This is a genomic window from Streptomyces sp. NPDC054872 (genome assembly GCF_053610705.1).
Genome location: NZ_JBSGYY010000034.1, coordinates 24,764 through 41,275, shown reverse-complemented (window position 1 = coordinate 41,275; position 16,512 = coordinate 24,764). Strand labels below are relative to the sequence as shown.

General features: G+C 70.8%; 17 protein-coding genes. 9 read left to right on the top strand and 8 right to left on the bottom strand.

Annotated elements, in window-relative coordinates:
* The first annotated feature begins 232 nt into the window (after positions 1-232).
* A complete protein-coding gene (locus tag ACWGIH_RS32455; RefSeq protein ID WP_453448898.1) occupies positions 233-2,323 on the top strand; it encodes a phosphotransferase in 2,091 nt (696 codons plus the stop codon).
* On the opposite strand, the gene ACWGIH_RS32450 is transcribed toward ACWGIH_RS32455, so the two are convergent.
* Together ACWGIH_RS32450 and ACWGIH_RS32445 are read right to left on the bottom strand one after the other, a co-directional pair.
* Positions 2,304-3,050 (bottom strand): ABC transporter permease, encoded by a 747-nt coding sequence (locus ACWGIH_RS32450; protein WP_453448864.1) that lies wholly within the window; start codon positions 3,048-3,050, stop codon positions 2,304-2,306. The genes ACWGIH_RS32455 and ACWGIH_RS32450 overlap by 20 nt on opposite strands.
* A complete protein-coding gene (locus tag ACWGIH_RS32445) occupies positions 3,043-4,017 on the bottom strand; it encodes an ABC transporter ATP-binding protein (RefSeq protein ID WP_453448865.1) in 975 nt (324 codons plus the stop codon). Before ACWGIH_RS32445 ends, ACWGIH_RS32450 begins: the two co-directional genes overlap by 8 nt.
* 130 nt (positions 4,018-4,147) lie before the next feature.
* Here ACWGIH_RS32445 and ACWGIH_RS32440 point away from each other — a divergent pair, with 130 nt between their 5' ends.
* Positions 4,148-4,951, top strand: coding sequence for a TetR/AcrR family transcriptional regulator (locus ACWGIH_RS32440; RefSeq protein ID WP_453448866.1), 804 nt, complete (start codon positions 4,148-4,150; stop codon positions 4,949-4,951).
* Between the two features lie 58 nt (positions 4,952-5,009).
* Here the strand turns inward: ACWGIH_RS32440 and ACWGIH_RS32435 are convergent, their stop codons facing one another.
* Entirely contained in the window at positions 5,010-5,738 is a 729-nt protein-coding gene (locus ACWGIH_RS32435; RefSeq protein WP_453448867.1) for a TetR/AcrR family transcriptional regulator, read from the bottom strand.
* A 148-nt stretch (positions 5,739-5,886) separates the two neighbouring features.
* Between ACWGIH_RS32435 and ACWGIH_RS32430 the strand changes: the two genes are divergently transcribed.
* From ACWGIH_RS32430 to ACWGIH_RS32420, 3 genes are all read left to right on the top strand, one after another.
* Positions 5,887-7,962 carry a HelD family protein gene (locus tag ACWGIH_RS32430; RefSeq protein WP_453448899.1) on the top strand — a complete coding sequence of 692 codons (2,076 nt, stop codon included), beginning with the start codon at positions 5,887-5,889 and terminating at the stop codon, positions 7,960-7,962.
* A gap of 82 nt (positions 7,963-8,044) precedes the next feature.
* The gene (locus ACWGIH_RS32425; protein ID WP_453448868.1) at positions 8,045-8,359 is read left to right on the top strand and encodes an ArsR/SmtB family transcription factor; all 315 of its coding nucleotides are present in this window, start codon (positions 8,045-8,047) and stop codon (positions 8,357-8,359) included.
* Between the two features lie 29 nt (positions 8,360-8,388).
* Positions 8,389-9,273 carry an SRPBCC family protein gene (locus tag ACWGIH_RS32420; RefSeq protein ID WP_453448869.1) on the top strand — a complete coding sequence of 295 codons (885 nt, stop codon included), beginning with the start codon at positions 8,389-8,391 and terminating at the stop codon, positions 9,271-9,273.
* On the opposite strand, the gene ACWGIH_RS32415 is transcribed toward ACWGIH_RS32420, so the two are convergent.
* A complete protein-coding gene (locus ACWGIH_RS32415; protein WP_453448870.1) occupies positions 9,270-10,745 on the bottom strand; it encodes a peptidoglycan D,D-transpeptidase FtsI family protein in 1,476 nt (491 codons plus the stop codon). The genes ACWGIH_RS32420 and ACWGIH_RS32415 overlap by 4 nt on opposite strands.
* Positions 10,746-10,836: 91 nt before the next feature.
* Positions 10,837-11,772 carry an NAD(P)-dependent oxidoreductase gene (locus tag ACWGIH_RS32410; protein ID WP_453448871.1) on the bottom strand — a complete coding sequence of 312 codons (936 nt, stop codon included), beginning with the start codon at positions 11,770-11,772 and terminating at the stop codon, positions 10,837-10,839.
* A gap of 131 nt (positions 11,773-11,903) precedes the next feature.
* On the opposite strand from ACWGIH_RS32410, the gene ACWGIH_RS32405 reads away from it, so the two are divergent.
* The gene (locus tag ACWGIH_RS32405) at positions 11,904-12,893 is read left to right on the top strand and encodes a helix-turn-helix domain-containing protein (RefSeq protein WP_453448900.1); all 990 of its coding nucleotides are present in this window, start codon (positions 11,904-11,906) and stop codon (positions 12,891-12,893) included.
* A gap of 11 nt (positions 12,894-12,904) precedes the next feature.
* On the top strand, positions 12,905-13,366 hold the full coding sequence (locus ACWGIH_RS32400; protein WP_453448872.1) for a pyridoxamine 5'-phosphate oxidase family protein: 462 nt from the start codon (positions 12,905-12,907) through the stop codon (positions 13,364-13,366).
* Positions 13,367-13,411: 45 nt separating this feature from the next.
* Here ACWGIH_RS32400 and ACWGIH_RS32395 read toward each other — a convergent pair whose 3' ends face one another.
* The 3 genes from ACWGIH_RS32395 to ACWGIH_RS32385 form a co-directional block, all read right to left on the bottom strand.
* Positions 13,412-13,828 (bottom strand): VOC family protein, encoded by a 417-nt coding sequence (locus tag ACWGIH_RS32395; RefSeq protein ID WP_453448873.1) that lies wholly within the window; start codon positions 13,826-13,828, stop codon positions 13,412-13,414.
* A 10-nt stretch (positions 13,829-13,838) separates the two neighbouring features.
* A complete protein-coding gene (locus ACWGIH_RS32390; RefSeq protein WP_453448901.1) occupies positions 13,839-14,291 on the bottom strand; it encodes a helix-turn-helix domain-containing protein in 453 nt (150 codons plus the stop codon).
* An 83-nt stretch (positions 14,292-14,374) separates the two neighbouring features.
* Complete coding sequence (locus ACWGIH_RS32385) at positions 14,375-14,953, bottom strand: hypothetical protein (protein WP_453448874.1); 579 nt, start codon at positions 14,951-14,953, stop codon at positions 14,375-14,377.
* 394 nt (positions 14,954-15,347) lie between these two features.
* On the opposite strand from ACWGIH_RS32385, the gene ACWGIH_RS32380 reads away from it, so the two are divergent.
* The gene (locus tag ACWGIH_RS32380) at positions 15,348-15,791 is read left to right on the top strand and encodes a helix-turn-helix domain-containing protein (RefSeq protein WP_453448875.1); all 444 of its coding nucleotides are present in this window, start codon (positions 15,348-15,350) and stop codon (positions 15,789-15,791) included.
* 33 nt (positions 15,792-15,824) lie between these two features.
* Positions 15,825-16,430, top strand: a complete 606-nt coding sequence (locus ACWGIH_RS32375) for a hypothetical protein (RefSeq protein WP_453448876.1) — start codon at positions 15,825-15,827, stop codon at positions 16,428-16,430.
* Positions 16,431-16,512 lie beyond the last annotated feature (82 nt).

Sequence of the window (16,512 nt, the reverse complement as noted above, 5' to 3'; positions counted from 1 at the left end):
CGTGCGCTCCCTCACACGCCACTAAGGTGTGCATCACTTTCGCCTCCCTCGCGTGACTATTCAGGAGCGGCCCGTGGTCGTGCCACCTTCGCCCCATGCCGTGCCCCAGGTATATGCGGAGAAGCACGAAGCCCGTGATGTGTACGACGCATTCGTCGACCATGCTCTGCGGCACGGGACGATAAGCGGCGGCCACCACAACCGGAACTACGTGCTTCCGCTGACGGAGCCCATGGCCGAGCTGGTCGACCGCTTCCCCGGGCGGGCGGTCACCGTGCGGATGAGGCGGCGGGAAGCGCTGCCCGTAGTCATCCGGACCTGGCAGGACGAGTCGGAGATCCTGCGGGCGATCAAGGGCGTGCTGCCGCACGTGCCGGAGTGCCTGGCCAAGCGCGAGGGCTCCGCGGTGCACAGCTATGTGGAAGGCGTGCCGCTCTCCAGCATCTGCCAGAACGGCAAACCGGTCGACTCCTTGTTGATCAAGGCACTGGCCGAACTGCTTGCGCAGATGACCCAGGTGCGCAGGGAGGCGCTGCCTCTGCTGCCGGCGGACTGGCCCCGTATAGACAAGGGCGGGCCGACCTTCCTGCGGACCCTCGCGCACCTCGCGGAAACTCAGATCCGTCAGTCCAATTGGCCGGAGTTCGGTGGGCTTTTCGCGGCCCTCGGCATTCCCGACGACGCGCTGCTCAGGCTGGCGGAACGCGTCCCCAGCATGGCCCGCCGCCCCTACAGCCTGCTCCACACGGATTTGCACCGCGACAACGTGATCGTCTCGTACGGCGGTGAGCCACCGCTGATCTGCGTTGACTGGGAGCTCGCCACCTACGGCGATCCCCTGCACGATCTGGCCACCCACCTCGTCCGTATGCAGTACCCGGAAGACCAGTGGGACGAGGTGATCGCCGCCTGGGTGGAGGCGATGGAGGCTCGCAGGCCCAGGGCGGTCAATGGCTGGTCCCGGGACCTTGACCATTACGTGGCCTTCGAGCGCGCTCAGTCCGTCTATCCGGACGTCATGCGCGCCGCCCAGTCGCTGGGGGACTCACCCGACCAGAAGAGTCTCGACCAGGCCGCCCGCGTGGTGCGCGAAGCCCTCGAAGCCGCGGCCGTCCCCCTGCAGCTGCCGGGAGTGCCGGACGAGGAGGAGATTCAGCGGGTCCTGTTCCGCTGGCGGGCCGCCCGCTTCGGGGGGCGGGCCGAGGGGCTCCGGCAGATCACCCCGATCTCCTGGGAGCCGAACGAGCGTGTCCCTGAGCACCCCGCTTTCCCCCGCTCCGCCGTGTTCGAGGCGCTGATCGCCGAGGGGGCCGCCCCGGCCTCCCGGGTCTTCAAGGGGACGGCCCACCTCAACACCGTGGTCAGAGTGGCCGGGATCCAGTTCCCGGTCGTGGTCCGGCGCAAACTGAGCTCGGCCGAGCGCCGCGAACGCAGCATTCTCAGTGAGCACGCGGTGCTGAGGGCCATCGAGGCCTCGGGCGAGCCGGTGCGGGCGCCCCGTGTACTGGCTCTGGGTGCAAGCAACTTGAAGGACGAGTTCGCGATCCACTCCTACGAGGGAGCAGGTTCCGGCGAGCTGCCCCCGGTGCACCCCGTGGACGGCCTGCGCCCCGCTGAGGCCGACCACCTGGTGGACCAGATGGGCGCGCTGGCCCGTATCGACACCCAGCAGTTGGACCCAACGATCGACAGGGCCAACTTCTACCCCTGGCTCTGCGACGAACTGGCCCGCCTGGTCAGGGATCTGCCGAAGGAGTCGCAGAAGCTGGCCAGGGAGCTAGGCCTGCCGGACAGCTTCCGCCTGTGGGAGCTCCTGAGCCGTCATCGACTGCGGCCACGCCGACCGGCCCTGCTGCACGGCGACCTCAACCCCTGGAACCTCGTGCGTCACGGCGATCGCAGCGGACTCACGGTCATCGACTGGGAGATGGCGATGATCGGGGACCCGCTTTACGACCTGGTCCGCCACATGCATCTCACGCCTGCCCGCCCCGGGATCAGGCAGCGCATGTTCGACCGCTGGAGGAACTGCCTCCCGGAAGAGTGCACGGCGGGATGGCGGGACGACTGGCCGGTCTACCGCTGGATCGAGGTGGTCCGTTCCGCATATGTGGACCTGGACCGACTGGTCACCGGCACGGGCCTGGACGCACCCAACGTGCAGCGCGCCGTGGACTCGTACGCGATGACTCTGGCGGCGGCGACGGCGTCCCTGGGGCTCCGGCCCAGCACGACGGCGAATCCCTACCTTGCCCGGGCGCTTCCGCATGGCCAGCAGGGAGCGGTGCGGGACCCCGTGGTGCTCAAGCCGTCCGCCACCTGAACAGCACCCCCGACGCCCCCACCGAAGCCGCCAGGATTCCCGTGCACCAGGTCAGGGCCACCCATGGCGTGGAGCCCACCGGTTGGTCGAGGAGCAGGCCGCGGAGGGATTCGATCACCTGGGTCACCGGCTGGTTCTCGGCGAAGGTCTGGAGCCAGGGCGGCATCGTCGACGTGGGGACGAACGCGCTGCTCGGGTACGGGAGGAAGCTAACGAAGAACGTGAAGCCGCCCGCCGCCTCCGGGGACTTGGCCAGGAGGCCCACCGCTGCCGACAGCCAGGACAGGGCCAGGATGAAGGCCAGGAGTACGGCTGCTGCCGCCAGCCAGCCGGACAGGGTCGCCGTCGGGCGGAAGCCGATCGTGAAGGCCAGCGCCAGGACCAGGGCCGTCGCCACCAAGTTGCGGGCCACCGAGGCGAGGACGTGGCCCGTCAGGATCTGGGCGCCGCCGATGTCCAGCGAGCGGAAGCGGTCGATGATGCCGCCCTTCAGGTCCTCCGTCACCGCGATCGCCGTGTTCGACGAGCCGAAGCCCGCGCAGAGGAGGAGCACTCCGGGGACCACGTACGTGACGTACGACTGGGTGTCCGTCTTGATCGCGCCGCCGAAGAAGTAGACGAAGATCAGCAGGATCATCACCGGGAGTGCCATGGCGGTGACCAGGGCGTCCACGTTGCGGCGGCTGATGTTGATCGCCCGGCCGGTCATGATCAGGGCTTCAGACATGGGCCGGCCCCAGGGTGGTGTGCGACGGGCCCGTGAGGCTCAGGAACACGTCGTCCAGCGTTGCCGTGCGCAGCGTGAAACTCGCGAAATCCGTGCGGTCCGGGTCCAGGTCGTCCAGCAGCGCTCGTACGTCCCCCGCCGTGCCGTCCGTCGGGAAGCCCAGCGTCAGGGTTTCGGGGGCGCGGTGCGTGGCCCGGTCGGTCAGGCGCAGGTAGGCCTCCCGGGTGGTGAGCCTCGCCTCCAGGCGGTGGCCCGGGATCAGGGACTTGAGGGACGAGGGTGAGCCCTCCGCCGCGATCTTTCCCTCGTGCAACACCGCCACGTGGTCCGCCAGTTGGTCCGCTTCCTCCAGGTACTGGGTCGTCAGGAAGACCGTCGTGCCGTGTGCCGTGAGGTCGCGCACCACCTCCCACATCTCGTGGCGGCTGCGCGGGTCGAGGCCCGTCGTCGGTTCGTCGAGGAAGATGACCTCCGGGTCGCCCACCAGGCCGGCCGCCAGGTCCACCCGGCGGCGCATGCCTCCCGAGTACGTGCGGACCAGGCGGTCGGCCGCTCCCGTGAGATCGAAGCGGGCCAGTAGCTCCACGGTCCGTGCGCGGGCCGCGGGGCGGGACAGGCCCGCGAGCCGCGCCATCATGCGGAGGTTCTCCGCGCCGGTCTGCGTCTCGTCGACCGCCGCGAACTGGCCGGTGAGGCTGATCGCGCGGCGGACCTCGCGACGCCCCGTACGGATGTCATGGCCCGCCACCCGCGCCGTGCCCGCGTCGGGCGTGGTGAGCGTGGTGAGGATCCGGACGGCTGTCGTCTTGCCGGCGCCGTTCGGGCCGAGGAGGGCGAATACGGTGCCGGGCGGCACGTGGAAATCGACGCCGCGGAGCACGGGGACGGAGCGGCGGGCGCCGGTTCCGGCTCCGTACGTCTTGGTGAGGGATGTCGCTTCGATGGCTGGGGCTCGTGTGGGTGGCACGCGGTTGACCTCTCCCGGCTTGCGTCGCGCTTTATTGCGCATGGTCTACGCATTACTGTGTAAGGGTTACGCAGAACTACGATGTGCGTCAAGAGGGGCGGGTGGACCGGGAACAGGGAGGCGGCGGCTCATGGCGGCGGACAGTGACGCGCAGGGTGACGTGCGAGGCGACGTGCAGGGTGACGCTCAGGACCAGGGCACGGGGCTCTCCGCGAGTCTCGAAACCGCCTGGGGGCTGCGGGAGCGGCCGTCGAAAGGGCCCAAGCCCGGCCTGACCCTCGAACGTATCGTCGACGCGGGCATCGCCGTCGCGGCGGCGGAGGGGATCGGCGCGGTCACCATGGGGCGGGTCGCCAAGGCGCTCGGCGTCTCGACGATGTCCCTCTACCGGTACGTCTCCGCCAGGGACGAGCTGTACGTCCTCATGCAGGACGCGGCGACCGGCGCCCCGCCCGAGATGCCAGCCGGCATCACGGGGTGGCGGGCACGGCTGGAGTGGTGGGCGCGGGCCCAGCGTGAGGTCTTCCGGCGCAACCTGTGGCTCGTGCGCATTCCCGTCACCTCACCTCCCGCCTCGCCCCACTCCCTGGAATGGATGGAGCAGGGGCTCGCGGCGCTCGACGACAGCGGGATCGACGAGGGCTGGAAGCTCTCCGTACTCATGCTGGTGGGCGGGTTCGTGCGCAACGAGGTCGCGCTCATGGCCGATCTGGACGCGGCCATGAGGGCGGGGGGCCGGGACCCCGACGAGGCCATGCGGCGGTACGCGCGCACGGTCGACGCCCTGACCTCGGCCACTCCCGAACGGTTCCCGGCGCTGCGGCGGACGCTCGCCGCGGGTGTCCTCGATGTCGCCGACGCGGAGGACACCGAGTTCGAGTTCGGGATCGAGCGGGTGCTGGACGGGGTGGCGGTGTTGGTGGGGGATCGGTGAGGTGAGGCCAGGGGAGGGGCAGCTCCGGGGGGCTTCCCTCATGTCCCTCCGGCGCCCCTCAGGCGTACCGCGTCAACCCCGACCGCAGTTGCCCGAAGGCCCTGTTCGCCGTCACCACCGCGTCCGGCCACACCGCGTCCGCACTCTCGCCCGCGTCGATGCGGCGCCAGTTCTCCATGGCGAGGATGCGTTGTACGGCGATGATCTGGCCGGCGGCCAGCCGCGCGGCCAGCGCCTCGCCGTCCGAGGCCGCCTCGCCGTCCGCCGCCGCGCTGGGCGCATCGCCGTTGCGCGCGGCCTCGCCGAGCGCCTCACCCAATGCCTCGCCCAGCGCCCTCTCCGACCGCTCCTGATACGCGTACAGCCGGGCCACCAGCGACGGTGTCCCGTACAGCAGGCGGTGGAAGGCCAGGACGTGGACGTTGTCGCAGAGGCCGGTCACCGGGTCCCGGCGCTCCAGGCCGTCGAGGAAGTGGCGCTGCAGGGCGTCCATGGGGGAGCGCTTCGCCGCCCGCCCGGTCACCACGCGTGCCGCCTCGTCCACGTGGTCCGCGAACCGGTGGAGTACGAGGTCCTCCTTGGCCGGGAAGTACCGGAACAGGGTCGGCTTCGAGATCTCCGCGGCTGCCGCCACCTCGGCGACCGGCACCTTCTCGAAGCCCTTCTCCAGGAAGAGCGCGATCGCCGCGTCGGAGACCGCCTGGTACATCCGCTGCCGCTTGCGTTCGCGCAGGCCGGGGCCACCGGTGTCCTTGCTGCCGCCCGTGGCCTCTTCTTCGTCCGTCATGGCGGGAGCCTATCCCATCGATGATTCGTGGTAACGAATGTGCCCCGTCTACAAATGCAATCCCACCACGAAAGTAACCAGGTAACTAATTTAACTCGGTTACATTATTCTGGGCCGTATGACGCCACTCGACAGGACGCCACTCGGCATGACGCCACTCGACGAAGCCCTGGCCCACGAACGCCGCTACCACGACAGCTGCCGCGCCGCCCTGACCGGCATGGTCGACGGCGCCCAGGAACAGGTCGTCAACGGAGCCGACGTCTCCGCGTCCGGCGCCGACGCCGAAGTCCTCGGCTACCAGTTCCGCAGCCACGCCAAAGCGATGCGCGAACTCCCCGAAGCCCCCCTCTTCTTCGGCCGCCTCGACTTCGCCGCCGACGGGCCCGAAGCCGCCGAAGCCGGTGATCACCGCGGGCAGAGCTACCACGTCGGCCGCCTCCGCATCACCGAACACCCCTCCGCGCCGCCCCTCGTCGTCGACTGGCGCGCCCCCGTTTCCCGCGCCTTCTACCAGGCGGGAGCCCGCGATCCGCAAGGCGTCGCCGTCCGCCGCCGCTTCGGCTGGGCCCCCGGCAGCAAGGGCGACTCCGGAGACCTCACGGGCCTGGAGGACGAGCCGCTGGCCGGCGGCACGCCACAAGGCCCGGCCACGGCCCCCGCGCGGAGCAGCAGCATCCTCACCGGAGAGATCGAGCGCCCCCGCGTCGGCCCCATGCGCGACATCGCCGCCACCATCCAGCCCGAGCAGGACGACCTCGTCCGCGGAGAACTCACCGCATCCGTCTGCGTCCAGGGCGCCCCCGGCACCGGCAAGACGGCCGTCGGCCTGCACCGTGCCGCCTATCTCCTCTACACCCACCCCCAGCGCGTGCAGCGCGCCGGACTGCTCATCCTCGGCCCCAACCGCACCTTCCTGCGCTACATCGCCGAGGTGCTCCCGTCCCTCGGCGAGACAGGCGTGCGCCAATCCACCGTCGCGGACGAGATCGCCAGGGCCACCGCGCCCGTGCGGGCCGAGGACGGCGAGGCCGCGGCGAGCGTCAAGCACGACGCCCGCATGGCGGAGGTCCTGCGCCGCGCGCTCCACGCGCGCGTCGCACCGCCCACCCGCCCCCTCGCGGTGCCGGACGGCTCGTACACCTGGCGGGTCGGCCTCGACGAACTGGAGCGGATCATCGCGGACGTGCGCGCCGAGGAACCCCCTTACGCGGTCGGCCGCGAGCGCGTACGCACGCGTGCCGTCCGGCACATCCAGGACCAGGCCGAGCGCCGCGCGGGTGCCGTGAACAACGCCTGGCTGCAGAAGATCTCCCGCGCCCGCCCGGTCTCGGCCTTCGTCGACGCGGCATGGCCCAAGGTCAAGCCGGAGGAGGTGCTCGCCGCCCTCCTCGCGGAACCGGCGGCGCTCGCCGCCGCGGCCGACGGCATCCTCACCCCAGATGAGCAGTGGGCGATCGGCTGGGAAAGGCCCCCGCGCTCGTACAAGTCGGCGAAGTGGTCCGCCGCCGATCTCGTCCTGCTCGACGAGCTCGCCGGACTGCTCGAACGGCCCGAAGGATACGGCCACATCGTCGTCGACGAAGCCCAGGACCTCTCCCCGATGGAGGCCCGCGTGATCGCCCGCCGTGCCGGCTTCGGCTCGCTCACCGTTCTCGGCGACCTCGCCCAGGGCACCACCCCGTGGGCGGCCCGCGGCTGGCCCGAACTCCTCGCCCACCTCGGCAAACCCGACGCCTCCATCACCCCGCTGACCACGGGTTTCCGCGTACCGAAGGCGGTCGTGGGGCTCGCCAACCGTGTCCTCGCCTCGCTCGACGTCGACGTACCGCCCGCCCGGTCGCTGCGTACGGACGGTGAGTTGAGGATCCGGGAGGTGCGGGCCGCCGACATCGACGCAGCCGCCGTCGACGCGGTGCGTGCCGCGCTGGACCGCGAGGGCTCGGTCGGCGTCATCACCGCCGACGCCGACACCGACCGGCTGCGCGCGGCTCTCGCGGCGGCCGGCATCGGGAGCGCGGGCCCGGACGACCTGGGCGCGCGCGTGACGGTGCTGCCCGCGTCCATGGCGAAGGGCCTGGAGTACGACCATGTCGTGGCCGTCGAACCCGCCGCCATCGCGGAGGCGGAGCAGCGCGGGCCGAGCCGCCTCTACGTGGTCCTGACCAGGGCGGTGTCCCGGCTCGACGTACTGCACAGCAGGCCGCTGCCGTGGGAGGAGTGAGTGACCGGTGGCCCCTGCCCGCCATGTCCTCCCGACCGTGCATTCCGTTGTGGTTATATAGCCGCAGGGTTATGTTCGGAGTATGCCCATACCGTTCGACGTCCTCGCCGAGCCCAGTCGCCGGAAGATTCTCGATCTGCTGGTCGAGCGCCCCCACCTGGTCGGTGAGATCACCGAGCGGCTCGGTCTGAGCCAGCCCGGCACGTCCAAGCATCTGCGGGTCCTGCGCGACGCGGGCCTCGTACGGGTGCGGCAGGACGCGCAGCGCCGCTGGTACGAGCTGCGGCCCGAGCCCCTCGCCGAGCTCGATGCCTGGCTCGCGCACTACCGGCACCTCTGGACGGGCCGGCTCGACGCCCTCGAACGGCACCTCGACGTCATGGACGGAGAGTCCTGATGAACGATGAACAGGGACGGTGACTCCTCATGAACCCGCACTCCGACACTCTCGACCCCGACGAGGAAGGCGACCGCAGCGTCCTGCGGATGGAGCGCCGCCTCGCGCATCCGCCCGCCAAGGTCTGGGCCGCGATCACCCGGCCGGAGCACCTCGCCCAGTGGTTCCCCTCCGAGGTGACCCTGGAGCTGCGGCCCGGGGGCGCGATGGGCTTCCACTTCCCCGGCGACGAGGGCCCCGGCATGACCGGCGAGGTCACCGACGCGGACGAGCCCCGACTCTTCGCCTTCAGCTGGGGCGACGACCACCTGCGCTGGGAGATCACCCCGGACGGCCCCGACGGCCGCGGCTCGCTCCTCACCCTCGTCCACACCTTTGGCGACCGCTTCGGCGCCCCGAGCTTCGCCGCGGGCTGGCAGCTGTGCATCTCGGCGCTCGGCCAGTTCCTGGACGGCGGGCAAGCCGAGGTGAGCCGGGACGTGGGCGAGCTGCACGAGGCGTATCTGGAGCAGTTCGACCTGGGCCACGGGCAGGTCACCGGCGAGGGCATCCGTTTCGAGCGGCAGCTGGTGCGGTCCGCCGACGCGGTGTGGGCCGAACTCTGCTCGGGCGAGGTCCCGTTGGAGGGCGACACGGCGCCGGACGGTTTCCTGGCGGACGGCGTCTCCGCGGGTCCGGTCACCGCGCTGCGGGCGCCGGAGTTCCTCACGTACGCCGTGCATCCCAAGGGTGAGGTGCGCTGGGAGTTCGGCGAGGGCACGGGTTACGGCACCCGGCTCGTCCTGACGCAGACCGGTCCCTTCGGGGGCGCCGGCGGCCCGGCGGCCACGGACGAGGCGCTCGCCGCCTGGCACGCCCGCATCGAACGTCTCGCGGGCCGGCTCCTCGAGGGGGACAAGGCCGCCGGTGACTAGTCGTTCAGGACCGCCTCCATGACGGCCTTCGCGATCGGCGCCCCGAGCTTGCCGCCCGCGATCTCCGAGCGCGGGATGTTCATGTCCTTCGGGTCGACGAAGACGGCGACCGCCACCGGGGACGAGCCGTCCTCGTTCTTGGCGTAGGAGACGAACCAGGCGTACGGCCGCTCGTCGTTGACGTCCGAGCCGTGCTGGGCGGTGCCGGTCTTGCCGCCGACCGTGACGCCGTCGATCTGCGCCTTGCTCGCCGTGCCCTCCTCGACGGTGTGCTCCATCATCTCCTGCACCTTGCCCGCGGTGTCCTCGGAGACGGCCTGGCTCAGCTCCTGCGGCTTGCCCTTCTCGATCGTCGAGAGGTCGGGGCCGCGCAGCTCCTCCACCAGGTACGGCTTCATCACCTTGCCGTCGTTGGCGAGGCCCGCGGCGACCATCGCCATCTGCAGCGGCGTACTGGTCAGGCTGCCCTGGCCCATGCCGGTCAGGGCGGTCTGCGGCTTGTCGAGGCTGTCCGGATAGCTGCTCGCGGACGAGCGCACGGGGATGAACTGCTGCTTGTTGAAGCCGAACTTCTCCGCCGTCTCACGCATGTCGTCGTCGCCGACCTTGAGCGCGGTGTCCAGGAAGACGTTGTTGCACGACCACTGCATGCCGACCTTCAGCGAGGCCTTGTCGCAGGGGGCGCCGGGCACGTCGTTGCCGATCGTCGTGGAGCTGAGCGGCAGCTTGTAGGGGGCCTTGGCGTCGGTGCGGTCGTCGATGTCGTCGATCACGCCGTGCTCCAGGGCCGCCGCCGCGGTGAGGATCTTGAAGGTGGATCCGGGCGGGTAGATCTCGCGCAGCGCCCGGTTGGAGAGCGGCTTGTCCTTGGTCTTGCTGAGCCGCGTGAACTCCTTGCCCTCCTTCTGCGAGATCCCGGCGAAGACGGAGGGGTCGTACGAGGGGGTGCTGGCCATCGCGAGCACCTTGCCGGAGCGCGGGTCGAGCGCGACGACCGCGCCCCGGGCGTCGAGGTCCACCAGGCCCTGGTAGGCGGCCTTCTGGGCCTTGGGGTCGATGGTCGTGATGACATCGCCGCCCTTGCGCTTCTCGCCGGTCAGCATGTCCAGGGTGCGGCGGATGAAGAGGCGGTCGTCGTCGCCGCTGAGCACGTCGTTCTCGACGCCCTCAAGGAAGGTCGCGCCCTGGGCCTGCGAGAAGTAGCCGGTGACCGGCGCGTACATGGGGCCTTCCTTGAAGACCCGCTGGTACTTGAAGTCGGTGCCGCTGACTTCCTTCGAGCCGGTGATCGGCTTGCCGCCGACGATGATGTCACCGCGGGGGTGTGAGAAGGCCTCGATCTGCACGCGGCGGTTCTTGTCGTGCTTCGCGAGTGACTCGCCCTCGGCGAACTGCACCCAGGTCGCCCGCAGGAGCAGGGCCAGCGTCAGCACCCCGCAGAAGACGGCTATGTGGCGCAGCGGCTTGTTCATCCGGTCCCCCCAAGACCCGTGACACCAGGTGGTGATGACGTTTCATCATGCGCCTGGAGCCACGGATCTCCTGCCTGTTGTTGCCGAATGGTCACACTTGCATCGTGTCCCGCCGATCCCCGCGCAGAACCTCGATCACGCTCGCGTAGCTGTCGGAGCCGTGCCCGGCGGCACTCGCCCGCTCCATGGTGGCCTTCAGGAGTTCCGGCAGCGCGTTGTCGACACCGCGGTCGGCCGCCGCGTGGATGAGGTGCCCGATCGCCGCGATCTGTACGTCGACGGTGGCGTCGTCACCCGGGTAGTGCCCGGCGTCCACCTGGGCCGCGTAGGTGTCGAGGAAGCCCGCGACGGCGTGCCGCATCCAGCGGATGGCGACGGGCGTGAAGTCGGTGGCCCTGGTCGCGTCCGCGCCGACCATGGCCGTGCCGTGCAGCCAGCCGGTGAACGTGGACCACATCAGGCCGAGCAGGGCGGCGTCGTAGAGCGAGGCGCGGCCCGGTTCCGTGCCCAGGTACAGCGGGTCGCCCAGCGCGGCGAGGGTGGCGCGGTGTGCGTCGAAGACCTCGGCCGAGCCGCTGTAGAGGAACATCATCTCCGGGTCGCCGACCCCCGGGGGAGTGGTCATGATCGCCCCGTCGAGATGACCGAGCCCCAGCGACTCGGCCCACTTCGCCGCCTCGACGGCTTGCTCCGGGGAGCCGGAGGTGACGTTGACCAGGGCCTTTCCGGCGAGGGAGGCGGCGACCGGGTCCAGGACGGCGTGCAGGGCGCCGTCGTCGAGAACGCAGGCGAGGATCAACGGGCTCGCGGCGACGGCCTCTTCGGGGGTCGCAGCGAGACGGGCGCCCCGCGCGAGAAGGGGTTCGGCCTTGGCGGGGGTGCGGTTCCAGACGGTGGTGGGGTGGCCGTTCTCCAGGAGGGCGGCGGCGAGGGCGGCGCCCATGTTGCCGAGCCCGATGACGGTCACGGGGGCCTTGTGCGCTGCGTACGTACTGTCTGCGGCGGTGTTCTCGTTCTCTGCGTTCATGCGGACCACGCTCGCAGCGGGCGGACGCGCCGGACAGTGACAGGGGTGACGGCGGCCACCAAATTCCTGCCACGCGCCGAGGGGCCCCGCCACGGCCTACGCTCACCGTCATGAGCGCTGGTTCCGTGGCCCTGGTCGTGACCGAGGAGATAGCGATCCCGTCCTGGGATCTGTACGAACTGAGCATCCCCTGCACGGTGTTCGGCAAGCCGCAGCCGGACCTCTCGGACCACTGGTACGACTTCCGGCTGTGCGGCGCGTCCGGAGGCGAGAGCGAGGCCGGGGGCACCGGCGGGGCGGACTTCGGCCTGACGGTGCGTACCCCGTACGGCCTGGACGACATCGTCGGGGCGGACACCGTCATCGTCACCTCGGTGCCGGACGCCTGCGTGGAGGAGGGCCACCCGCTGCCCGACGGCCTGACGGCGGCGCTGCGTCGCGCGTACGACGAGGGCGCCCGCATGGTCTCCCTGTGCACCGGCGCCTTCGCGCTCGCCGATGCGGGGCTCCTTGACGGCCGCAGGGCCACCGCGCACTGGATGCACACCGCCCAACTCGCCGCGCGGTACCCGAAGGTGGAGGTCGACGACTCCGTCCTCTACGTGGATGACGGCGACGTCCTGACCAGCGCGGGCGTCAGCGCGGGCCTCGACCTGTGCCTGCATCTGGTCCGCCGCGACCTGGGCGCGCACGTCGCCAACCAACTGGCCCGCCGCATGGTCGTACCCGCTCACCGCCCCGGCGGCCAGGCCCAGTTCATCGACCTCTCGGTGCCCGCGACGGACGACGAGGGTCTCGGGCCCGTCCTTGACTGGGCGCGCGCCCGCCTCGACCGCCCCCTGACGGTCGACGACCTGGCGCGCCGCGCCGCTATGAGCCCGCGCACCCTCTACCGACGGCTCCAGGCGGCCACCGGCACGACCCCGCTCCAGTGGCTGCTCAACCAGCGCCTGGCCCGCGCCCAGAGCCTCCTCGAATCGACCGGCGCCCCGATCGACAAGGTCGCCGAACTGAGCGGTCTCGGCACGGCGAACAACCTCCGTCACCACTTCCTCAAGCAGGTGGGGGTGTCACCGGGGGACTACCGCAGGGCCTTCGGGGCGGGCGCGGCCACCGGCTAGGGTCTGCGCTCATGCGGAACACGGAGATCGTTCGTCGCGAAGGACCGGAGCGCAGACGCGAGACGCTGGAACGCCTCGGCCGGGAACGGGACATCTGGCTTTCGACGTCCCACCCGGAGCACGGGCCCCACCAAGTGCCCCTGTGGTTCTGGTGGGACGGCGGCGCGCTGTGGATGTGCACCGGCGGGACCTCCGCGACGGTCCGCAACGCCCGGCATGAGCCGCGGGTGCGCCTCGCCCTGCCGGACACCGCCGATGTGGTGCTCGTACAGGGCGAGGTGGAGTGCTTCCCGGCCTCCGGCGTCCCGCGGGCCGCCGGGGACGGGTTCGCCGCCAAGTTCGGCTGGGACCCGCGCACGGAGGAGGGCTCCTTCGTGTATCTGCGCGTGACCCCGCGAACGGTGCGTGCCTGGCGCGGCGAGCACGAGCTGACCGGCAGGGTCCTCATGCGCGACGGGGCATGGCTGGCGTAGGCGTCCGCCCGCCCCCGGGGCTGCTTCCTCTGTCTGCCCCCGGGTCTACTTCCCGCGCGGCTGGTTGAACCGCAGCATGTTGCCCGCCGGGTCGCGGAAGGCGCAGTCGCGGACGCCGTACGGCTGGTCCATCGGCTCCTGGAGCACGTCGGCGCCCGCGGCACGGATCCGCTCGAAGACGGCGTCGACGTCGGAGGTGCGGAAGATGACGCCGCGCAGCATGCCCTTGGCCATCAGCTCGGCCACCGCCTGGCGGTCGGCGTCCGACGCGTTCGGGTCGGCGAGCGGCGGTTCGAGGACGATCTCCACGTCCGGCTGCGCGGGGGAGGCGACGGTCACCCAGCGCATCCCCTCGAAACCGACGTCGTTGCGCACCTCCAGACCGAGCACGTCACGGTAGAAGGCGAGCGCCTTGTCGTGGTCGTCGACGGCGATGAAGCACTGTGCGAGGTTGATTTCCATGCGTACGACGCTACGTACCGGCGTCGGGTTTCGCTTCTCCGTTCCTGACCGGTCCGTTGTTCCTGACCGGTCCGTTCTTGACCGGCCTGGTGTGGATCTTGGTGACGCAGGCGGGGATGGCGGCGCTCCGGCTGTGATCGCGGGCGCGGTACGCGCTCGGGCTCTCGCCGACCAGTTCGGTGAACCGTGAGCTGAAGGAGCCGAGCGACGTACACCCGACCGCCATGCAGACCTCCGTCACGGACAGGTCCCCGCGCCGCAGCAGCGCCTTGGCCCGCTCGATCCTGCGGGTCATGAGATAGCTGTACGGCGTCTCGCCGTACGCGGCGCGGAAGCTGCGCGAGAAGTGCCCCGGCGACATGAGGGCGGCCCGGGCCAGCGCCGGGACGTCCAGGGGCTCCGCGTAGTCGCGGTCCATGCGGTCGCGGGCCTTGCGGAGCCGGACGAGGTCGGGGAGAGACACAGACACACGACAAACGTTACCGACCGCCGGGAAAGGCGGCCGGTAACGCATGCGGAAGGGAGGGGGAGGGGGGAGCGCGGAGGTCAGGCCGCGGGGCAGAGCGCGGCGGGGGTCACGGCGGCGGCGTGCATGGGGTGCACAGGATGCGTGGTGGGCGCGTGGTGCGTGGCGGGCGCGGTGCGGGCCGGTGTCTTGGTGTCGGCCGCGGCCTGCTTGCTGTCGCCCACGGCGGCCTGCGAGCGGCTGCGGGCGAAGACGACCAGCCGCAGCACGGCGAACCGTGCGACGCCGGCGAGCGCGGAGGCCGACAGGTAGACGACCTGTTCGAGCACCGCGCCGGGCGCCGCCACCAGCAGCTGAAGGGCCAGCATCGCCAGGCAGGTCACCGCGTACGCGGCCGCCGCGGACCCTGCCGACTGCGCGTGCTGGCGCCCGGTGGCCCGCCCGCCCGCGCCGAAGGTGAAGCGGGCGTGCAGTTCGGTGGCCAGGAGCGTGGACACCACGGTGATCAGGGCGTTGGCCAAGGCCCAGGGGATCCAGGAGGACAGGGCGGCGACGGCGAAGCTGGAGGCGACCCCCACCCCGCCGCCACAGAGCACGAAGCGGGCGAAGGCGGTGAAGGCGCCGGGTGCCGCCGACTGCTGACGCTGTGCTGATTCCATGATCCGATCCCCTCCCTCGCTGCTTCAGGCGGCGCGTTCTCCGCTTCAGTGGTGCCATCGTGGCACACCCTTGGTGCCACGTCGAGTGATTTTTGGTGCCAGGGGTGGTGTCGTTGGCGCCACGGGGTGTTGGTCGCCTGTGAATACGCAGGTCAGGAGCTGACCGGCCGCGTAGCCAACGGCCGCGAAATCTCCGGAAACTTCACGCGACGGGCGGGGCGGTGAGCAGGGATGGCGCCGAGTGGCACCTCTTGGTGCCACGGCCGATGTCATGGTCGGCGCCATGTTGTGGAGCGTCCGCGCGGCGGCATGCCCGGCCGTGCGATCAGTGGTGTGGCGCACTTTTGCAAGCAGCCGCTTGCAATAGTTAGCAAGGAGCGTGCAGTATCGACGCATGGCATCACTCAACGTCGGCAATCTCGGGGAGTATCTGCGCGAGCAGCGGCGCAACGCGCAGCTCTCGCTCAGGCAGCTCGCCGAGGCCGCCGGGGTGTCCAATCCGTATCTGAGCCAGATCGAGCGCGGCCTGCGCAAGCCCAGTGCCGATGTGCTGCAACAAGTGGCCAAGGCGCTGCGGATCTCCGCCGAGACGCTGTATGTCCGGGCCGGGATCCTCGACGAGAAGGAGCGGGACGAGCTGGAGACGCGCGCCGTCATCCTTGCCGACCCCTCCATCAACGAACGGCAGAAGCAGGTCCTGTTGCAGATCTACGAGTCGTTCAGGAAAGAGAACGGCTTCGAGGTCTCCGGGTACGCGGACGACATGGACGCCACCGCTGACGGCCCCCGCACGGCCGACGGCAGTGATGCCGGCACCAAGGACCACCCCACAAGCTGACCGAGCTGAAGCGAATCCGGGAGGACCATCGCCATGGCCATCAAGGACGACCTGCGCAACACCCTCACCGACACCACCCCCGCCTACTTCGTCGTCGGCACCGCCGACCTGGCGTTCCAGCAGGCGAAGAAGGTGCCGGGCGCCATCGAGCAGCTGATCGCCGAGGCGCCGGCCCGTATCGACGCCGTGCGCAACACCGACACCAAGGCCGTCCAGGACAAGGCGGTCGCCCGCGCCAAGGAGGCGCAGGAGACCCTTCAGACGAGGTTCACCGAGCTGCTCGGCACGCTCGACACCGACCTGAAGAAGCTGAGCGAGAGCGCCCAGGGCTTCGCCCTCAGCTCGGTCGGCGTCGCCGCCGAGTACGCGGTGAAGGCCCGCGAGAAGTACGAAGAGGTCGCCGAGCACGGCGAGCAGGCCGTGCGGACCTGGCGCGGCGAGGCCGCCGAGGAGATCAACGAGCTGGCGGTGGCCGTCGAGCCGGACGCCGAGGAGAAGCCCGCCGCCTCCGACGCGTCGGTGACGTCGGACTCCGGCGAGCCGAAGGCCGCCGTCGCCCCGGCGAAGAAGCCGGCCGCCAAGAAGGCCCCGGCCCCGCGCAAGCCCGCGGCGAAGAAGACCACGCCGCCCGCCAAGTAGGCGCGCGGTACGGCGGTTGTCGTGTGAAGGGCCGGGCACTCTCGAAGTGCTCGGCCCGTTCTCCGGGTAGCGGGTACGGTGT

Coding starts and splice junctions, on each gene's coding strand:
- ACWGIH_RS32455 (WP_453448898.1), top strand. CDS start 233: ATGGCCGAGCTGGTCGACCGCTTCCCCGGGCGGGCGGTCACCGTGCGG.
- ACWGIH_RS32450 (WP_453448864.1), bottom strand. CDS start 3,050: ATGTCTGAAGCCCTGATCATGACCGGCCGGGCGATCAACATCAGCCGC.
- ACWGIH_RS32440 (WP_453448866.1), top strand. CDS start 4,148: ATGGCGGCGGACAGTGACGCGCAGGGTGACGTGCGAGGCGACGTGCAG.
- ACWGIH_RS32435 (WP_453448867.1), bottom strand. CDS start 5,738: ATGACGGACGAAGAAGAGGCCACGGGCGGCAGCAAGGACACCGGTGGC.
- ACWGIH_RS32430 (WP_453448899.1), top strand. CDS start 5,887: ATGACGCCACTCGACGAAGCCCTGGCCCACGAACGCCGCTACCACGAC.
- ACWGIH_RS32425 (WP_453448868.1), top strand. CDS start 8,045: ATGCCCATACCGTTCGACGTCCTCGCCGAGCCCAGTCGCCGGAAGATT.
- ACWGIH_RS32420 (WP_453448869.1), top strand. CDS start 8,389: ATGAACCCGCACTCCGACACTCTCGACCCCGACGAGGAAGGCGACCGC.
- ACWGIH_RS32415 (WP_453448870.1), bottom strand. CDS start 10,745: ATGAACAAGCCGCTGCGCCACATAGCCGTCTTCTGCGGGGTGCTGACG.
- ACWGIH_RS32410 (WP_453448871.1), bottom strand. CDS start 11,772: ATGAACGCAGAGAACGAGAACACCGCCGCAGACAGTACGTACGCAGCG.
- ACWGIH_RS32400 (WP_453448872.1), top strand. CDS start 12,905: ATGCGGAACACGGAGATCGTTCGTCGCGAAGGACCGGAGCGCAGACGC.
- ACWGIH_RS32395 (WP_453448873.1), bottom strand. CDS start 13,828: ATGGAAATCAACCTCGCACAGTGCTTCATCGCCGTCGACGACCACGAC.
- ACWGIH_RS32385 (WP_453448874.1), bottom strand. CDS start 14,953: ATGGAATCAGCACAGCGTCAGCAGTCGGCGGCACCCGGCGCCTTCACC.
- ACWGIH_RS32380 (WP_453448875.1), top strand. CDS start 15,348: ATGGCATCACTCAACGTCGGCAATCTCGGGGAGTATCTGCGCGAGCAG.
- ACWGIH_RS32375 (WP_453448876.1), top strand. CDS start 15,825: ATGGCCATCAAGGACGACCTGCGCAACACCCTCACCGACACCACCCCC.